The 19,238-nt window shown below is 37.9% G+C and carries 15 protein-coding genes and 1 tRNA gene; 8 read left to right on the top strand and 8 right to left on the bottom strand.

Translation table 11 applies throughout. The annotated features are described in order from the left end of the window. The first annotated feature begins 113 nt into the window (after window positions 1-113). The 5 genes from H9565_RS17555 (at window position 114) to H9565_RS17535 (ending at window position 5,284) form a co-directional block, all read left to right on the top strand. Window positions 114-1,970, top strand: coding sequence for a DUF5060 domain-containing protein (locus H9565_RS17555; RefSeq protein WP_215441629.1), 1,857 nt, complete (start codon window positions 114-116; stop codon window positions 1,968-1,970). Window positions 1,971-2,056: 86 nt separating this feature from the next. Beyond that, a complete protein-coding gene (locus H9565_RS17550) occupies window positions 2,057-2,779 on the top strand; it encodes a M15 family metallopeptidase (protein WP_215441627.1) in 723 nt (240 codons plus the stop codon). Window positions 2,780-2,793: 14 nt separating this feature from the next. Further along, complete coding sequence (locus H9565_RS17545; RefSeq protein ID WP_215441625.1) at window positions 2,794-3,708, top strand: alpha/beta hydrolase; 915 nt, start codon at window positions 2,794-2,796, stop codon at window positions 3,706-3,708. A gap of 66 nt (window positions 3,709-3,774) precedes the next feature. Then, a tRNA-Pro gene (locus tag H9565_RS17540) sits at window positions 3,775-3,848 on the top strand. A gap of 260 nt (window positions 3,849-4,108) precedes the next feature. Next, window positions 4,109-5,284 (top strand): phage integrase SAM-like domain-containing protein, encoded by a 1,176-nt coding sequence (locus H9565_RS17535; protein WP_215441624.1) that lies wholly within the window; start codon window positions 4,109-4,111, stop codon window positions 5,282-5,284. 48 nt (window positions 5,285-5,332) lie between these two features. Here the strand turns inward: H9565_RS17535 and H9565_RS17530 are convergent, their stop codons facing one another. The 5 genes from H9565_RS17530 to H9565_RS17510 form a co-directional block, all read right to left on the bottom strand. After that, on the bottom strand, window positions 5,333-6,775 hold the full coding sequence (locus H9565_RS17530; RefSeq protein WP_215441622.1) for a type IV secretory system conjugative DNA transfer family protein: 1,443 nt from the start codon (window positions 6,773-6,775) through the stop codon (window positions 5,333-5,335). Beyond that, complete coding sequence (mobB, locus tag H9565_RS17525) at window positions 6,772-7,806, bottom strand: MobB family relaxase (protein ID WP_215441620.1); 1,035 nt, start codon at window positions 7,804-7,806, stop codon at window positions 6,772-6,774. The genes H9565_RS17530 and mobB overlap by 4 nt, the downstream gene beginning before the upstream one ends. After that, on the bottom strand, window positions 7,806-8,345 hold the full coding sequence (locus tag H9565_RS17520) for a BfmA/BtgA family mobilization protein (RefSeq protein WP_246560773.1): 540 nt from the start codon (window positions 8,343-8,345) through the stop codon (window positions 7,806-7,808). The genes mobB and H9565_RS17520 overlap by 1 nt, the downstream gene beginning before the upstream one ends. Window positions 8,346-8,748: 403 nt before the next feature. Continuing rightward, a complete protein-coding gene (locus tag H9565_RS17515) occupies window positions 8,749-9,198 on the bottom strand; it encodes a JAB domain-containing protein (protein ID WP_215441618.1) in 450 nt (149 codons plus the stop codon). A 64-nt stretch (window positions 9,199-9,262) separates the two neighbouring features. Then, complete coding sequence (locus tag H9565_RS17510; protein ID WP_317195446.1) at window positions 9,263-9,568, bottom strand: single-stranded DNA-binding protein; 306 nt, start codon at window positions 9,566-9,568, stop codon at window positions 9,263-9,265. A 917-nt stretch (window positions 9,569-10,485) separates the two neighbouring features. Between H9565_RS17510 and H9565_RS17505 the strand changes: the two genes are divergently transcribed. After that, window positions 10,486-11,958, top strand: coding sequence for a Fic family protein (locus tag H9565_RS17505; RefSeq protein WP_215441616.1), 1,473 nt, complete (start codon window positions 10,486-10,488; stop codon window positions 11,956-11,958). Between the two features lie 374 nt (window positions 11,959-12,332). After that, window positions 12,333-12,494, top strand: a complete 162-nt coding sequence (locus H9565_RS17500) for a hypothetical protein (protein WP_215441614.1) — start codon at window positions 12,333-12,335, stop codon at window positions 12,492-12,494. Window positions 12,495-13,190: 696 nt separating this feature from the next. Here the strand turns inward: H9565_RS17500 and H9565_RS17495 are convergent. Continuing rightward, window positions 13,191-13,478 (bottom strand): type II toxin-antitoxin system RelE/ParE family toxin, encoded by a 288-nt coding sequence (locus H9565_RS17495; protein ID WP_215441612.1) that lies wholly within the window; start codon window positions 13,476-13,478, stop codon window positions 13,191-13,193. Beyond that, window positions 13,471-13,710, bottom strand: a complete 240-nt coding sequence (locus H9565_RS17490; RefSeq protein WP_215441610.1) for a ribbon-helix-helix domain-containing protein — start codon at window positions 13,708-13,710, stop codon at window positions 13,471-13,473. Before H9565_RS17490 ends, H9565_RS17495 begins: the two co-directional genes overlap by 8 nt. A 609-nt stretch (window positions 13,711-14,319) precedes the next feature. On the opposite strand from H9565_RS17490, the gene H9565_RS17485 reads away from it, so the two are divergent. Continuing rightward, complete coding sequence (locus tag H9565_RS17485) at window positions 14,320-14,892, top strand: sulfatase-like hydrolase/transferase (protein ID WP_215441751.1); 573 nt, start codon at window positions 14,320-14,322, stop codon at window positions 14,890-14,892. A gap of 198 nt (window positions 14,893-15,090) precedes the next feature. Here H9565_RS17485 and H9565_RS17480 read toward each other — a convergent pair whose 3' ends face one another. After that, entirely contained in the window at window positions 15,091-19,176 is a 4,086-nt protein-coding gene (locus H9565_RS17480; protein ID WP_246560770.1) for a hybrid sensor histidine kinase/response regulator transcription factor, read from the bottom strand. Window positions 19,177-19,238 lie beyond the last annotated feature (62 nt).

Genomic DNA, 19,238 nt, shown 5'->3' with positions numbered 1-19,238 from the left:
CTAACAGCATATGAATATAGTGATAAAACCAAATAGAAATTTGAAGATGAAATAGATTTTTCCATGAAAAAAAAATACTTATATTATGATGATTTAAATTCAACGTACTACTTATGTGTTCCCACTTTTTAAAGCATTTTCCCCTAGGGTTCTACGCCCTTATGTTCCTGTTCTGTTCCTGTTCGGATATGGAATCTTCCAAAAATTATGTTTTGGAGGGTTCTTTGCGTAAATGGCAACCTGTGACACTGACTTTTAATGGCCCTGAAGTATCGGAAACAGACTCTATAAATCCCTTTTTAGATTACTCGCTACTTGCAAAATTTTCAAATAAGGATACCACGTATATGGTACATGGTTACTTTGCAGGAGATGGTGAAGCGGCGGATACAAGTGCGGATTCCGGAAATAAATGGCGAGTTAAGTTTTCTCCCAATACCGTTGGAAATTGGAAGTTTCAGGCGTATTTGATGGAGGGTGAAAACATTGCCGTAAAGCAGTTCTCCTTACCAAAGAAAAATAAAAGTATTTGGGATGTAAAGGGAAGTTTTGAGATACAGCCCGTAGATTCTACAGCAAAAGGATTTTATAGTACAGGAAAGTTGACTTACGATGGTACACACTTTCTTAAACGCAGTGAAGACCAAAAACCTTTTTTGAAAAATGGAGTAGGTAGCCCGGAAAACTTCTTGGCCTATTCGGAATTTGATGGAACATTTGACAATGGCGGTCCTGCCACACCAACATTAAATGATGGCCTTCATGAATATTCAGCACATATTGATGATTGGAAGACTTCTGATCCGGTATGGGGTTTCTACAATGGTAAAGGAATAATTGGGGCTCTTAATTATTTATCGGAAAAAGGAATGAACAGTCTTTATTTTTTGATGATGAATGAAAATGGAGATGGAAATGATGTCTGGCCTTGGATTGCACCCAAGGAACAAACACGCTATGATGTTAGTAAGCTGGATCAGTGGGAAGTTGTTTTTACCCACATGGACCAGCTAGGAATGGCCATGAACGTTTTTACCCAAGAAACGGAGAACGATACCATATTGAACAAAGGGGAGCTGGGGTTAGAGCGAAAACTCTTCTATAAAGAACTCGTAGCCCGTTTTGGTCATCATTTGGGCGTTGTTTGGAATTTGGGAGAAGAGACCAACCGGAGTCCGGAACAACTAAAAAGTTATGCGGATTATATTCGTGAAATAGACCCTTATAATCACCCTATAGCTGTTCATAATCACGTTCGGGTTACTGGAGAGCGTAGAGAGGGTAGGCCTTTGGATCCTATTAAGGAAACGTTTACCCCTATGTTGGGGCATCGCAATTTTGAAATCCCTTCTTTACAGATGTATGACACTACAGAAGTGCATAAAGAAATTAAGAAGTGGTTAGATTTATCAGCCAAGAAAAAGAAACCTTGGGTAGTATATCTTGATGAAATTGGCCATTGGGATATTGGTGTAACAACGGACACTGCAGCAAATAATAACCATGATATGGTTATGCACAGTAGTCTGTGGGGAAGTTTAATGTCCGGGGCGGCAGGAACTTCTTGGTACTTTGGGGGAAAGGATACACCCAATAATGATATTTCGGCCGAGGATTTTAGGGCCCGTGATGCTTGGTGGGATATTACCAATAATGCCAAAAAGTTCTTTGAAGACCACTTGCCGTTCCATACCATGCAAAATCATGATGAGTTGGTAAGTAATAACAAGGCGTACTGCTTTGCTAAAAAGGATGAGATTTATCTAGTGTACCTTCCAAAAAATGAAACTACGGACCTTGCCATTGGTGATGGGGCCTTTACCATTGCTTTTTATGACCCAAAAGCAGGAGGTATGCTTTATGATAAACAGAACGAAGGTTGGAAAATTACTAAACCCAACAGTGTAGAATTATCCGCCTACAATGGACAAAAAGAAAAAGATTGGGTAATTGTAATTGCTAGAAAGTAATATCTTGCATATATAATCTGAAACTCGGTTTACATCAATCTATACTAAGACCTATGTAATATAGTTTAGGCCGATAATTTATTTTTATGAGGAATTTTTATACTGTACTTACCCTAATACTTTTTTTTATTTCATGTGGGGAAAACCCAAAAACTAAAAAGAACATAGAGCAAAATACAGAAGTAAGTATAGACCAGATTGATACGGTGGTCAAGGAAAAACCAGCTCCGCAAAAGGTTTTCAGGACATTTAAGGATTTGACGGATACCACCTTTGTTCGCTTAGCCGATTTTAGTGATGGGTTTGCCTATGACTTACGTTATGCAACCAAGAATAATTTTCTTAAGGAAAAGGTCTATGATTGCGCAGAGTGCTATACCCGGGTAATAACGGTTAAGGCGCTATTGAAGGCAAATGAAGATTTCAAAAAGAATGGGGTTCGCATCAAGTTCTTTGATTGTTACAGGCCAAATTCAGTACAATATAAAATGTGGAAAATAGTTCCCAATCCCCAATATGTAGCCAATCCAAAAAAAGGCTCCATACATAACAAAGGTGGAGCCGTAGATATTACCTTGGAAACCTTGGAAGGTGAAGAACTGGATATGGGAACCGACTTTGATTTCTTTGGAAAGCGAGCATATCATGATAATTTTAATCTACCAAAAGAGATACTGGATAACCGAAAACTGCTAAAAGAAACTATGGAGAAGCATGGGTTTTGGTCCACTAGAACGGAATGGTGGCATTATAATTTAGAAGGGGCGCATAAATATCCTATTGCAAATTTTAAATGGGATTGTAATTAATGATAAAAATCAAAATGAAAAGACTAATATTCTTTACCGTTTTAATAATGAGTACAAACGCCTTTTCCCAAGACACTATAATACCGTTGTGGCCTAAAGATAAGATACCCAATTATATAGCTTCGGATGAAAAAGAGGAGCATGTTAGGGAGGATATTTTGCGTATAAGCAAGGTGCAAGACCCTACGATTGAAGTGTATCTGCCTTCAAAAAAAAATGCCAATGGTCAGGCTGTGGTTATATTTCCAGGAGGAGGATATCGTATTTTAGCATATGACTGGGAGGGAATAGATATTGCAAAATTTTTGAACAGTAAAGGAATTGCAGGTATCGTTGTCAAATATCGTTTACCATCATCTGTATCGCAGACCCATAAAGAAAATGTTCCTTTGATAGATGCCCAGCGAGCAATACGACTGGTGCGGAGCAAAGCAGAGGAGTTCAATATAGATCCAAATAAAATTGGTGCTATGGGATTTTCGGCCGGCGGACATCTAGCTTCTACTCTAGGAACTCATTTTGATGAAAAAGTATACACTGCAATTGATGAAGCCGATAAATTAAGTGCGAGACCGGATTTTTTAACCTTGTGCTATCCGGTTATTACTTTTAATCAATCATCTACACATAAAGGCTCTCAGAATAATTTGTTGGGTAATAATCCAAAACCGGAAACGGTTGATCGTTTTAGTAATGAAAAACATGTAACCTCCAATACTCCACCTACCTTTCTACTACATGCCACGGATGATAAAGCTGTTCCGGTAGAGAACAGCCTAGCGTTTTACAAGGCATTAGTTGATTATAATGTGCCGGTCGCTTTACATATATTTCCTAGCGGCGGACATGGTTTTGCCTTGGGGTTGGCAGATGTGCATTTAAGAACTTGGCCAGAGCTTTTGTTCGGTTGGATGGAGCATCTAGAGTAGTTATTGCATTTTTTTTAAAAGATAGGAGAATATCTGCTTAACTTTTATATTTTTGCAATCCAATTTCGGGATGTAGCGCAGTCCGGTAGCGTACACGCCTGGGGGGCGTGTGGTCGCAGGTTCAAATCCTGTCATCCCGACAAATAGGGTATTAAAATTAATTTTTTAATACGTAAACAAATGAAAACCAGTAAAATACATTTTTGCTGGTTTTTTTTGTGCCCGTTTGGTAGCATATTCATTAGTGTCCTATTTAGTGTCCTATTTTTTGAGGAAATATTTTCCTAAATTTATGCTCGTAGCCCGTATTTGACTTTCGAGGCGATTTGGCTTTCGTTTAACTGATTTTATTAATTAAAACGAAAGTAATGACAACTTCACACACATTGAATGTACATTTTTGGTTGAAAAAGACCTCCCCAAAAAGGATGGGACCATTCCCATATATGCCCGTATTTGGATAAACAGTAAAGCTATTGACCTAAGTACGAAAGAATCTATTGTAGAAAAGCATTGGTGCGACAAGGCTTGTCGAGCCAAGATTCGGACACACAATGCAAAGTACATCAACGGTATTCTGGATAATTTAAATACCGGAATCAAAAGGTCTTATATTGAGCTTAAGGAAGAAGGGGTGATGATTACAGCATTTGCGATAAAACAACGTTACCTAGGAAAGGATAAGGCGGTTTTAACATGCATGGACCTTATACGATACCATAAAGAAAACGAATTTAAAAAATTGGCTCCAGGCACTATAAAAAACTATAGCGCTACTGAAAAGTATATCTGCCAATTTATCAAAAAGCAATTTAGATCACATGATGTGTATCTGGCCCAAATCGATTATTCCTTTATTGTCCAATTTGAACACTATCTCCGCACTTGCCCTCCTTTGCGAAAGTCCCGGCCCTTGAACAACAATGGTATAATGAAGCATATGGAACGGTTACAAAAATTTATGACCGTGGCCTTTAAACATGGTTGGGTCAAGGCGCACCCATTTGCGCTGTACGAACTTAAATTCGAAGAGTTCGACTGTCCATATCTAGAGCAGTTCGAGCTTGTCGCATTGGCAACAATCCATTTGCCCAACAAAAGTATGTGCCTGGTTAGAGACGTATTCGTCTTTTCTTGCTATACTGGGCTTTGCTACATCGAGGTGAAAAATCTGAACAAGAAGGATATTGTACACGGTATTGATGAAGAAGAATGGATTATGGTCAGGCGCCAAAAGTCGAATACTCCCGTAAAGTTGCCATTATTGGACGAAGCAAAAGCGATAGAGCAGGAGATTGGCATTGATATAAACAGGGCTACTATTTATCGTGTTTTAAATCGCTTTTGTGAGGATGGGGTATTACATAGGGTCGTCGCTGAGGATGGCAAGCAGTATTTTGCATTATGTTTAAAATGTGACGAAAATGAAAAACCATTATACCATTTTCATTTCAGATGTATGAAATGCGAAACGATAGAGTGTTTACCAGTTGAAGTTAATTTTACAATTCCAGAAAAATATTTCGTTGAAAATGTAAATTGCGTTTTGACTGGAACCTGCCAAGAATGTCATTGACATTGAAACTTGTAAATTACTACAAGACATACAGAAGGACTATTTGATTTATTTTCTGAAAATTATTTCAACATCCCTATAGATACCTTTATAATTCAACTGGAAATCTTCCTTCGAATATGATGTAATTTTTTGAGGAATTGCTTTTTGCATTTTCTGCAGTTTGAACCGCAACTGTCGATCTTTCCCATCCGCAAAGGCCACGAACTCGCCTTGCTTCAATCGAAAGAACATATCCGCCCTACGTTTGGACACCTCTTTTTCACCTTTGGTAATCCTGCTTTCAAAACTCAATCCACTGCTCTTGCTGACGCTGTGGGTCGGCTTTTTGATGATTTCGAAAAAACGTTCATAGTATTTGGCGGTATCCGGGTCGTTGACCTTTCCGAAGAATTGATAGGAAAGGTTGCTCAGGATCGCTTTGCTGGTCTTGTCCCCGTATAACAGATCGTTCTGCACCTTGTCCTGCATGACATAAATTGTACAGATATCATAACTCCTTAATGTAGCCGGGATTCGGTGCATGTTGGGGAGTTTAAGGGTAGGTGCCTCTTCCATTAAGAGAAAGGAATGTCTCCTGCCACGGATACTCATCTGCTTTATAATGGTATGCATTACCATGGCAATAACGGGGGAGTAGGCCGAATCATACTTTGGGTCATTGACGAGCGACACTACTGCGGGGTGGTCAGGGTTATTGATATCCAACGGCACTTCATCCTTGGAAAGGACAAAGAACATTTTTTGGGAACTGATTTTTTTAAAGGCGTTGGCCAACGTGCTTTTTACTCCGGCGGTTTGCTTTTCCGATTCTATACCGTTGAGAAAGGCACTGGCCATACTTCGGGAAGTCAGGTCGGATTTAAGGAAAGCTACCAATTTTTTAGTCGACGCCGATTGGAAAAATGCGATGATATGGGGGAGTGTGCAATTCTCTGGATAAGTTGTTTTCATTTTCCATATCATCCCGCTTAAAAGTCCTTCTACCGCATCCGAGAAAAATTTATTGCTCCCCTTGTTCTGTGATAGGTCCTGTTCCAATAGATTTTCCATCAGCACTCTGGACACTTCGTTGACGCTTTCTTCATTGGGTAAATATTCAGGGGCGATTGGATTAACCCTATAATGGATATCGCCAAAGGAAATAGTATAAAATGAAATGCTTTTGTCTTTGAACAGGGGGTAGGCAATTTCAGAGAGATCAAAGTTCTTGTAGTCATGGATAACCCCACAAAACCCGTAGGTACTGAAATGCTGTAGAAAATTATAGACGACGCTTTCCGTTTTTCCACTTCCAGCGGAACCGATGATGGAAGCTCCCCTTCGGATATTGGCCGCCTTGAAACTGCCATACCTTAAGGTAAAACGTACCCTATATTTTTTATCTGTCCGTCCCTTCGTTTCCCTACTGAATATACCATAAAGTACCGTAGTCACAAAGAGTATAGGTATAACGATATAAATGATGATATGTACCCATTGCCAGTTCATATGCCAATGGAGGCAGATTCAATGGCCTTGCCAAACCCTTTTTTCAATAGGTTTATCGCTTTAATGGTAAGCTGTAGCTTGCTCGTCGGAATGCTTAACAAGGCCGTATTGACCCCGGATTTTTGCAACAGTTGAAACGCCAAGGCCCTCTCATTGGTGGGAAGTTTCGTAAGCATTGAAAAATACAGCTTTGGATTTTTCAGAAAGGTTTTTCTTGCCTGGTAGGTTTCTACATAGTTTCGTTTGTAACCGAACATTTTATCGAAGGTCTTTTCCGCACTTTTATAGAAAGCATCCCTATCAAAACCTCGTTTTACATTCTTACCGTTCATTACAACATCCGAAGCCTTGTATTTGCTTCCTGGAGAAAGGCTATATCGATTAGAGGCATCCTTCCGGCTGACGATGATGTGGATGTGGCTTTGTGGGCCCGGTTTGGGTGTTCCCCGCACAATGCGCTCGCCGTTAATTTGGTGTGGTGCTTCCCTTTCCAAATATTGGATCTGTCTTTTTAGATTGGTGATGTTCCCCAGCTCTGCCCCAAGCCCGATACGTCTTGCTTCTTGTTTTAATTGAAGGATTTGGGTAGCATAAGGTTGGTTTTCAATAATTTCTTTATCATTGCCCTTGAATGTACGTTGGTGTTCAAGCTTAGCGAAATATTTAATATCATCGATGGTCACTGGCCTGCCGCTAATTTCCCTGTGGAATGCTGCGGCATAGGCTTTCATTACTTCTCTAGTGTATTGCTTTAGGGCTTGCTGTGAATTTTGTATTTTTTTGAGTTCCCTCACGCTTGGGTTTAGGGTAATGGAATAGAATTTGGGCTCTTTCTTTTTAAGCTTGGCGGTGTTCCCATCTATAGCGCTTATCACCTCTTCCGCTGCTATTTCCTCGCCGAATTGGTTAAAGAAATGTTCTAGGTCATCTGTGTTTTTCCCTTCGTTCTCCTTTTCAAGATAATTTACGAAGGCGGCTACGCTTTGGGCATAATTCCCGTTAATTTTCTGGGCGGTGATGGTGATGTACATTACAGTTCTTTTTTGAATTGTTCAAACTCATTTTTGTCCATATCCAGTTTATAATATCCTCTGGCGAAGGTTCCCTTTATGTAGGTCATTTGTTCCAGCAAATCCTGTATGCGGTTTTTATAGCTGCCCATACGTTGTTGCATGTCCTCATACCGATTCCGGTAATGTTGCAGTTCGGTGTCCCGGGAAAACGGTTCAGGTGTTGGAAAATCAAATTCTTCTTCCTTTTCTTCCCGGCCTTCCTGCTTAGCGATTTCTTGGAAGAGGGTATCGAGCTTCGCTTTGGTAGGCAAGGTCTGGTGTTTCTCAATATTTTTGAGGATTGCTATAAGCGCATTGATGCGCTTGTTGGTCCTGTTGTTCTTTATACCTAGGTCATCGTTGGGCGAAAGATCGTTCCATTCAAAAAAGTTCATTACGGCTTCCAGGGTGTGGGTATGGGAGTCCGACACCAATTTGGAAAAGGCTCGAAATCGCCGAGCAACTTTCTTTTTGATGCTAATGGCCGAAAAGTGATATTTTTGGTGAGAATTCTCCATTTTTACTGTAAAGCACTGCCTGTTTGTGGGGGTCACGCCCCTTTTTACTGTAATACCATCCCATTTACAATAGTTCTTTAAAAATAAAATAATGATTATCAAGTACTTGTAAATCGTAACAACGCGTAGCGTGTTACCCTCTTGCTTCTCCTTTTTGTTCCGCAGGAACCCGAATTAGCGAACAAGCTGATAAATGTCAGTTGCCTTCTATTTTAATTATATATGGACCGGGGCATCGTGGAAAGTCAAATCAAATTAAAGTGATGACCGTTGGTATACTAGGTGTTTTCTAAAGTTTTAAAGATAAGCAAAATAGGTAACTGAACATAGAAAAAGCCCTTCATAATAGAAGGGCTTGTTTGGAGTCATTTGCAATTTTGGCATTTGGAGTATGACAACTCAATTATAGTAGTCCGTTGTCCTTAAAACTGTAATACGCTCCATTGGGTGCAATAATCAAATGGTCCAAAACCGTAATATCGAAAAGCAGCCCGGCTTTTTTGATTTTTTGGGTCACCGCACTGTCCGCCTCGCTAGGTCTTAATTTTCCAGAGGGGTGGTTATGGGTCAATATGATGGCCGTACTCAGAGTTTTAAGTACCAAAGCGAACAATATCCGTAAATCGACCATGGTGCCCGTAATACCACCGACCGATAGCGGATAGATTCCTTTGACCTTATTGGAATGGTTCATCAGGAGCACTTTAAATGTCTCCCTGAGTCCTATGGTGTCCCTATCCCAATTGGAATAGATCAATTTTGCTACATCTTGCGAGCTTTTCATCGGCAATGCCTGAAAAACAGCTGTGTTTTCATGATAGCTGACCTGTATTTCGTTAACCTGTGTTTTCATTTATAAAGTGTTTTAGGGTGGAAGAAAGAGGGAATGCCATTAAGGGGCTCCCTCTATCCTTACTTTATTTGTTTCCTAGCAATAGGATTTCATCGGCCACTACTTCGGTTACATAGCGTTGGTTGCCGTCGTCCATAGTGTAGGTACGGGTCTTTAGTTTGCCCGCAACACCGACTTCCTTGCCTTTCTCGAGATATTTCTCGATGATTTCGGCGGTCTTGCCCCAAGCGACGATGGTGTGCCAGTCGGTATCCGTTTGTTTTTCTCCCTTGGAGTTTTTGTAATGGACATTGGTGGCCAGGGAGAAGCGGGCCACTTTTTTACCGCTTTCAAGGTTGGTAATAGTTGGTTCCTGCCCAACGTTTCCGATCTACTGTACGTAATTTCTAATAGTACTCATAATACAAGATTTAAATGGTTCATATTTCCCTTTCCATTTGAACTGAATTCAATTTTAAGGGGTGCTTGTTTGCTTTCTTCTGTGCACCGCACAATGGAGGGAGTGGGTTTTGTCCAGACTTTCAGGGAAGAAATCGGGAGTGTCTGCGACATAGTAAAACCGTTCGGTTTTCAAGGAAGTAGAAACCCTATTTTTGCTTGAAACTTGTACAGTCTTGACAAGTTCCACAAGGGCATTAGCCATTCTTTTGGGGCCATTTGCGACTTGAGCGTACCGATAGTTAAGCGAAGTGAGCGGATGGGGCCTTATTAGAATGGGTTATGGCGTGCCTGTTTTTCGCCGTCCCGAAAAACAACAAAGGCTCCCTCCATTATAACCCCCTTAAAATGTTCAAGGTGAAAATTCGGTTTTCGAGGATTACCGAGTAAGGGCTCAAGAAGAACTTGCCGGGAATCCGGTAAAGAAAAGCGAAGTTTTGACTTTCCTGTTTCAAGCGGACTTGATTCACAATTTTGGCTCAGAAATAGAGTGTTCCTTGCAAACGTAGCGGGAAGGGTAAGCGGAAAGAAAAGCTAAAATTGGGGATGGTGTCCAAGACTTTTTTCAGGGAGGCTCTTTGCCTGGAGTGTAGCTTTTTGCGGAATGAAGGGGAATGTGCTGAGTGAACTCCATAAATGAATACCACCTTTTGGGCTCATTATACTTTATATTGGAAAATATTGAGTTCTATTGTGTAGATAATGGAAAATATTTGCTTGTAATAATATAAAGCAGCCTCTTAATGGAAAATATTTTATTCTCTATTTTGTTTTATATTGGAAATATTTTGTTAAACTCTATGTTATAATGGAAAATATTTGTATTTTAACCTCCTTAATTTAATTATAATGGAAAATAGTTTACCCATACACCTTCAAGAAATTATTTTCTCTTCGAGCGATTCTAATATAAGCAGGCAAATTTCCTCATTGGAAAAGGAAGGAAAAATCAGGAAAATTGCATCCCGCGTATATACTTCAAACTTTACGGATACTAGTGAAGCTATTGTTAAAAGGAATCTTTTTACCATTCTCGGGAAATTATACCCCGGATCATTATTAAGCCATAGATCTGCTATTGAATTCAAACCTACTTCAAAAGGACATATATTCATAACCTACACCTATACTAAAAAAGTAAGTTTACCTGGAATAACGATACGATTTCTTCAAGGAGAAGGCCCCATTGAAGGAGATACCATTTTTTCGGGGGAATTATATGTTTCCCAAAGAGAAAGAGTTTTTCTTGAAAATTTGCAAGTTTCCAGAAGACCAGGGCCAGAATCCAAAACACTGACGCTACCTGAAATAGAAGAAAAACTGGAACAGATTGTTAGGGTAAACGGGGAAGATGCTTTAAATGCGGTCAGGGATAAAGCTAAGGTCATAGCCGAAAAATTGATGATGCAAAAGGAATTTGAAAAACTGGATAGGTTGATAAGTGCTTTATTGACCACCCATACTTCAAAAATATTGACCTCTCCCGTAGCAATCGCCAGAGCATTCGGAACTCCATTTGATCCAGCAAGAATCAAGTTGTTCGAAACCTTATTTTTAGCATTGCATAAAAGTGAGTTTAAAAGCTATCCCGATGCAAACCTAGAACCATCTGCATTTAAAAACTTTGCTTTTTTTGAGGCCTATTTTTCTAATTACATCGAAGGGACGGTATTTGAACTTGAAGAGGCAAAAGGTATTATAAGTACAGAAAAGCCATTACCCAATAGAAACGAGGATTCCCACGATATATTGGGCACCTATAAATTGGTAAGCAATATGAAGGAAATGAAAACCGTCCCTACATCAGCGGAAGAGCTTTTAAAGATTTTGGAATACCGGCATCAAGTCCTTTTAGGAGCTAGATTGGACAAAAAACCAGGAAAGTTCAAGGACAAGAATAATAGAGCAGGAAATACACATTTCGTAGATTATACAATGGTTAGGGGGACTTTATTAAAGGGGTTTGAATATTACAATGTTTTAAATGATCCTTTTGCAAAAGCAGCCTATATTATGTTTATGGTCAGTGAAATCCATCCGTTTTTGGATGGCAATGGTAGGATCGCAAGGGTGATGATGAATGCCGAACTTGCAAAGGCAGGACAGACCAGAATTATGATTCCCACCGTTTACAGGGATGATTACTTAGGGGCTTTGAGGCGATTGACCAGACAATCAGACCCAGAAGCGTATATTAGGATGCTGCAAAAAGCACAGCTCTTTTGTAGTACCCTATCAGCGAATTCTATAGATGTTATGGAGAACCAACTGGAAAGAAGTAACGCTTTTAAAGAACACGATGAGGCTCGATTAATCTTTTAAATATATGTTGTTTTGAGATTCAATAGTACGATTGACATTGATAATTGGGCAAATACCATTGATTGTAGATACAATCTTCCCCATTTTAATCAGAAAATTGATATTAACTTCTATTGATAATGTCAGCATTCAAAATATTCATTTTCCTATGGAGAAGACGTTCAAACTGGCGGTTTTGACGGAGAACTTACCACGGAATCTGGAAATATGTTTGTGCCATTAGGAGAAAGTGTATGGGAGTTTGGTACAACAAACAATAAAAAGGGAAAGGCGGATGATGACTACCAAAAACGGAAACAGGACACTTTGGGGAAAAATCCTGCTGACACCACCTATATAAATATTAATGCTAAAAAGTATCGGGATAAAAGTAAATGGGAGAAGAAAAGAAAAACGAGGGATTTTTGAAAGATGTTAAATATATAAATGCAATAGATATTGAGCAATGGTTGGAGTTAGCTCCGACGGTGGAATTATGGCTCGCTGAAAAGTTAAGAAAACCAACCTTTGGAATATACACGGTTGAAGAATATTGAAAACGCTGAAGTGAAAATGAATCTATAGAAATTGTTTCTGAAATATTGTTGGGAGGCAGTAGATTAAAAGAAATTGAAACGGTTAAATCATTTCTAACGAATGATGAAAGAGTACTCTATATTAAATCTATAACTACTGATGAAGCCGTGGCATTTCCGTTGGCGGTTCTCAAACGATTAGATGGAGTATCTCTTACACTAATTCGTATAATATCAAAAGAGCTATAGAGAGATAGTACCCAATACTTAAAAAAATAGGGGCTACCCCTAAGGCAGCTCCTATTAAATTATAGACTTTATGTTTTATGAATTTAGCGATGTCCTAAAACGAGTAAGGCTATATTTTTAGGGAAGGCTACATTTTCTTTATTTTTGGATTGCCCCGACTATCTGGAGGAGATGAACACGTGATGCAGAAATTGAGTAGGTCTTACATGTAGGGTAGGACCAAACGCACTCCCTCCGGAATTTATGATTGAGGCTTAGATTTTCGCTCTTTGGATAATCGATTTCCAAGAAAATCTGTATTTTTTTGTAAAAGTTCACAGTAGTTTCGATTGGTGTAAATATCGATTGAAGAAAGAGATTGCCAACCGCCGTATACGCATTCTGCATGTGCGTTGGTGTGAGGGGGCTTTCCGTCATTTGGTGGCAGAGCCAGCCACTCAATTGGCAATAGTACTATTCACATGCCATTTATAAAATATTTTTCAAATCCTGTTTTCCAACAATCGCCATAATATCAACAATATCATTATTTATCTTGTAGTAAATACTGTCCGAACCGTATACGCATCTTCGATACCCTGTTCTTATGTGTTCGACAGACTCAAATGAATACGGACTTTTAGCAATAATATCAAAATATTCGAAAAAGGTTTCAAAATATTTGTCCGCTTGTTCCATTCCGAATTTTTCAACTCCGTAACGATGAATTCGTATTAGGTCATTCTTGGCTTCGTTGCTTAATCTATATTTAGCCATTAAGCTTAGACTTGGATTGCGCTAAAATTTGTTCTTTACTACCAGTGGTAAACCCACTCTTTTCAGACTTATCTAGTTTAGCTCTAATCCAGTCAATTTCGATTTGTTGGTTTCTTGCCTGACGTATTAAGTCATTAACAAGTTCGCTTTTACTGGAGTACTCCTGGTTATCAACTTGTGCCTTTAACCATTCATCATTCGGAGGTGTAAACGATATGCTCTGTCTTGCCATAATAAATGTATTTTGATGCTAATTTACACCAAAAACGAACCAACTCCAAATTTTTTCGCACTATTTATGCCAACGATTTACTTTACTTTATGCTCAATTAATTACAGAGGATTAGCTTACTAAGAAACAAACAAGAATCTACAAGGTTAGAAACTAATTTAGTGTTTATGGTTACCATTCCGCCATAACTAGTAGCCAAATCTTTTTGTTTAATTTTTTATTATTTAAAGCAAAATCTTAAAGATCTTGCGACCTTATAATTATACACAGACCTTGGAGTAAAACCTAAACCCTACATTAATTATGGACATTGTGCCTGTTGGACAAGTTAACGAAAAACCATATAGGTTAAGGGTGACTTTAACTTTGGTGTAACCTACAAAACGGGTAAGTCTTCACAATAGAATAAACAGTGTTTTAATTAAAATTCGATAATTAAAGACTCACTTTATCAATTAGTGAAATATAGAATCGGTCAATTTAACAAGTAAATAAGTAACGGCCTATTGAAATTTATAGGAGTAAGATATAAAAGAAACTAAAACGTCGGTAAAATAATAAAATTTTAAGTCAACGGATATCTATGAAAATTAACTTAAAGTTTATTTTATTGGTGCGCATAACAATCAAAGCAGTACCGGTCCTTTAAAAGGTTGGAAGGGAAATAAGTTTGAAGGAGGTCATCGTGTGCCGTTTGTAGTAAGTTGGCCGGGTCAATTACCTTCAGGTAATTCTTTAGACGGCTTAACATCTTCTTTGGATATATTTAGTACAGCAGTCAAGGCTGCTAATATAGAGGTTGATGATGAGCTTATTTTGGATGGAGTGAATCTTTTACCTTATTTGAAAAAAGCTAAGTCTGGATCTCCTCATGAGAAATTATTTTGGAGAAAGCTCGATGAGAGTGCTGTTAGAATGGGAAATAAAAAGTTGATAGCTTTAAAAGGTTTTGGTAATGTTATGTATGACTTAAAGAATGATTTAGGGGAAACCTTTGATTTAACAAGAGTTTTACCAACCGAAAAAAGCCAAATTGAGCAGGAATATATAAAATGGGAAACAGAATTAATGAAACCTCTTTGGGACGAAGGGCCAATCTGGATGCCTATAACTAGGCATATTCATAAATCGCTGATGAGTAATGAAGAACCAGAATATAAAGATCCTTGGGGCAAGAAGTAGAGAGAATGAACATTGTAATTCTATCTTGTACTGGTACAAAGAGTATTTTTTGTTACAGGAAATATAATGTGTTATTGCGTAACTAGGATATATAATAAAAATTACAGTTTCTTTCTGTTTTGATTCTACGAATTAACGAATAATCAAGAAGGCAAGTTTTTAGCATATATAATAATACGAGGTCACATTATTTTTATGTCAAGAAAACTTCTTAATATATTCAGAAGGGGTTTTTCTATATTTTTTACGAAAACATTTGCTAAAATACTTAGGGTTTCGAAAGCCTACTTCATAACTTACTTCGGAAATATTCATTTTACTTTGTTCAAAGTAAAGAGCCGCCCGTTTTAACCTTATTTCACTAATAAATTCTTTTGGAGTAAAATTTGTCCATGCTTTTATTTTAGAGAATAACATTGTACGGCTTACTCCTAACTCTTTACAAAATGTCGCAACATTAAACTCGGCGTTGGAAATGTTGGTTTCTACAATTGTCATGGCTTTTTCCAGTAATTTTTCATCTAAGGAAGTTACGGTTAGCTCACTGGCCAAGAGATGGGTTTCGCTTGAGAATTTTTCTCTCAAACGTCTTGAAGATTCCAACAGGTTTCGTATTCTTAATTTAAATTCTTTAATATTAAAGGGCTTGCTAATGTAGTCATCTGCACCACTTTCCAGACCTTCAAATTTGTATATTAAGGAGGTACGAGCTGTAAGTAAAATTACGGGTATATGGCTTGTTTTAATATTTTGCTTAAGGTGCACACATAATTCTGTTCCGAACATTTTAGGCATCATTACATCGCTTATAACCAAATCAGGATTAAATTTAAGTGCTTTTTTCAAGCCTTCTTTTCCATTTTTAGCCTCTTTAATTGCATATTCTTTGCCTAGGAAATTTTTAAAAAATGAACGTAATTGGTCATTGTCCTCAACGATTAAAATTAACGGCAATTCGTTGTTTGGGCGAAGGTTTTCAATTGGGTCATCAAAAATTAACTCTTTATCCCCATGTGTTAATTGAGAGGTGTATTGTGCAATATCATCACTAAACTTAAAGTCAGGAATGATTTCCTCTTCTGAAAGATGTTCTTTTCCTAGCGGTAAACTTACTTTAAAAATCGCTCCCTTTCCTTCGTTATTGAGAGCCTCTATAGATCCATGGTGCAACTCAACGGTGTTCTTGGCGATGGCAAGTCCTATACCTGTTCCTTTTGTATAATTGGGGCCTATATTTTTTTCTTCGGGCACTTCAAAAAACCTATCAAAAACCTGCTGAAGATAGGGGGGGGGGATACCAATTCCTGTATCTTTTACATCTATAAAAATGTTTTCATGGTTATTGTAAACATAGATGCCAATTTTGCCACCGTTAGGCGTATACTTAAATGCATTGGAGATCAGGTTGTAAAAAACTTGCTCTAGTTTAGATCTATCGTAGAAAACTAAGATTTCTTCGTGGGAACTCTCAAAAGTATAGGTATATTCGTTATCCTTGGCATATTCTGTAAAGGATAAATATATTTCCCGTAGAAATTTTATAATATTTCCTTCGGCGGCTTGCAGTTTGGATTGGTGGTCTTCTAATTTTCTAAAATCCATTAATCTATTGATTAATTGAAGTAGGTGATTGGCACTACTTTCTATGACCAACAATTTTTTATACATTAGGCTGCTACCTTTATAATCTGCAAGTATTTGTTGTAAGGGACCTAAAATTAGGGTTAGGGGCGTTCTAAAGTCATGTGATATATTGGTGAAAAACTGCAGTTTGGCTAAATGATTTTCTTCCTGTCTCTTATTCTCCAACTGCTCCCATCGTAAATCCTGTTTTAACCGCGCCCGAGATTTTACAATGAGGTATAAACAGAAAGAGCCAGTAGCAATTAATAGACCATATAGGGCAAAAGCCCAATTGCTTTTCCATTGGGCAGGTTTAATGGTGATTTTTAGCTGTGTTGCGCTTTCATTCCAAATACCATCATTATTTGCACCTTTTACCTCAAATAGGTAATCTCCTGGTTTTTGAAGTGTATAAAAAGCTTCAGTATTTTTTGTGAATGTCCATGTGTCATCTAAACCAACCAGCCTGTAGGCATAACTATTGTTATTGGGGCTTATATAACTTGGCATGGAATAATTAATGGAAAAATGAGAGTTCTGATGATTCAGGGTAATTTCATCGGAATAGGTTATGGTGCTCGTTAATATTTTCCGTTCATCATTTATGGGTATGGATTTGTTCTTTATTTGCAAATCCGAGAGGATAATTTTTGGAGCATAGGTATTGGTAATTAGTTTTTTAGGATTAAAAAATGTGACCCCTTCGTTACCTCCAAAATAGATTTTTTCATCATTTAATCGCAAACCTGCGTTTGGGCTAAACTCATTACTATTTAATGAATAGCGTTGGTCGTAAACCACAGACTCTTTGGAGCTAGCATTGTATTTAACTATTCCTTTATCGGTACTCAGCCAAAATTCATCTTTGGCATTTTCAATAATAGTGAATACTGAAGAAACGGAGTTTTCTTTATTTAATGGTATTTGTTCAAAATCTAAACCGTTAAACTTAAATAAACCTTCGGTTTTTGTGCCAACATAAATTTGTTGCTTACTGTCTTCAATCACCGTCTTAATATCATTACCGTAAAGTGTACTTCTAAAGAATTGAGATACTTCATATTGGTTTTCTTCCTCATCTTTAAATGTTATTAGGTTTAAGCCTCCCAAACCGCCAGCCCAAATCCTACCCATACTATCTATACATAAGGTTTTTATAACGTTTGACGAGAGTACCGGGCCTGTTTTCGACTTTTTTCCATAGATTCTAAAAGTCTTGGTTTTTAAATCATACCTGACCAGTCCTTTGCCAAACGTACCTATCCAGTATACTTGGTCTTTTGCTTCTTTTATTACGTATACACCCGTATTCTTGAGGTAGTCTTTAAGCTCATTGGATATAACATCTTCCAACATTTTTTTTGAATGGACATCATACACCAGAATACCATAATTTAAAACCCCCGCCCACAGTACGTTTTTCTTAGAAAGGTATAAGGTTTGAATGTTGTTAGGCCTAAGTTCTTCAGCATCCGATAAATTAAGGGTCTCAAGTTTTTTGTTTTTTGGATTCAGGATGGTAATATCTCCTCCTTCCGTGCCAAAGTATATATTAGAGGAATCATCTGAAACAATTGAGTTAACTATATTATTATCAATATCATGATTGACAAAATTCACGAAGTTTTCATTAGACTCTGTCCATATATTAACACCACCACTATATGTGCCCAACCAGATGGTTCCATTTTTATCCTTAAAAGCAGATTTAATAAAATTTTGACTTAATGAGTTTTTTGCCCTATTGTTACTTTTTAAATCCCATATCTTTTTTTCGGGCCCTATGACCCGTACCCCATGTGAAGTTCCTAGCCAAACGGATCCATCATTGGAAGATTGAACAACGCGCACATCTGCAGAGAGGGGAATAATCTGTTCGTTGTGTAAAAGAAATTTTTCATTCTCAGTGTTGAACAGCATATAGCCGTTGTATTTGGTTGCTATACCTAAGGTGGTAGAATCTATTTGGTTTATATCTTGAATGAAAAGGTTTTCAGTCCCGTCATTGTATTTAAACTGTTTAAAGGTAAATCTATCATTGTTTTTACTCTCCAATCTGGCCAAGCCCTTGGTAGTCGCTATCCAGATCCGTTTGTTTTCATCAATAAAAATACGTTGTATGTTCTCGCCTGGCAGGCCATTGGCATCACCTTCTTTGTACAGTATATGGGTAAAGTTGTTTTTAGATTTGTTAAAGATTGATATTCCATTTGCCGTACCGAACCAAATTTCTCCATTCCCTATTTCTTTACTGCAAATAACTACAGCGTTGCATAAACCATCAGGACCGTTTCTTTTATAAAAGCTCTTAAAAGTATTTTTAACGGGATCGTACCGGTTAAGCCCATTATAGGTTCCTACCCAAATGTATCCATCACTATCTTCATTTATAGATAGAATGTCGCTATTGCTTAAACTGGTCGAATCTCCAGGAACATATTTAAAAATGTCAATGTTGGTGCCATTATATCTGTTTAAGCCATTTCGGGTGCCAAACCACATTTGCCCCAAACGGTCTTGTTCAATAGCAATTACCGAATTGTTTGAAAGCCCATTCTCTACTGATAAATGGCGAAAATGGAAATCATTTTCTTGCGCAAGAAGGCATTCTCCTAGGAGGAGAAAAAAAATCATAAACCGGTTACGATTCAGTGTTGACATTCGTGATTTTTAGTTTCTTGACACAGTTTTGATATGAAGCAAGTATTATAAAAAAATGATTT

The organism is Zobellia russellii (assembly GCF_018728565.1).
Lineage (GTDB): Bacteria > Bacteroidota > Bacteroidia > Flavobacteriales > Flavobacteriaceae > Zobellia > Zobellia russellii.
This window is presented reverse-complemented; position numbering and strand designations above follow the sequence as displayed.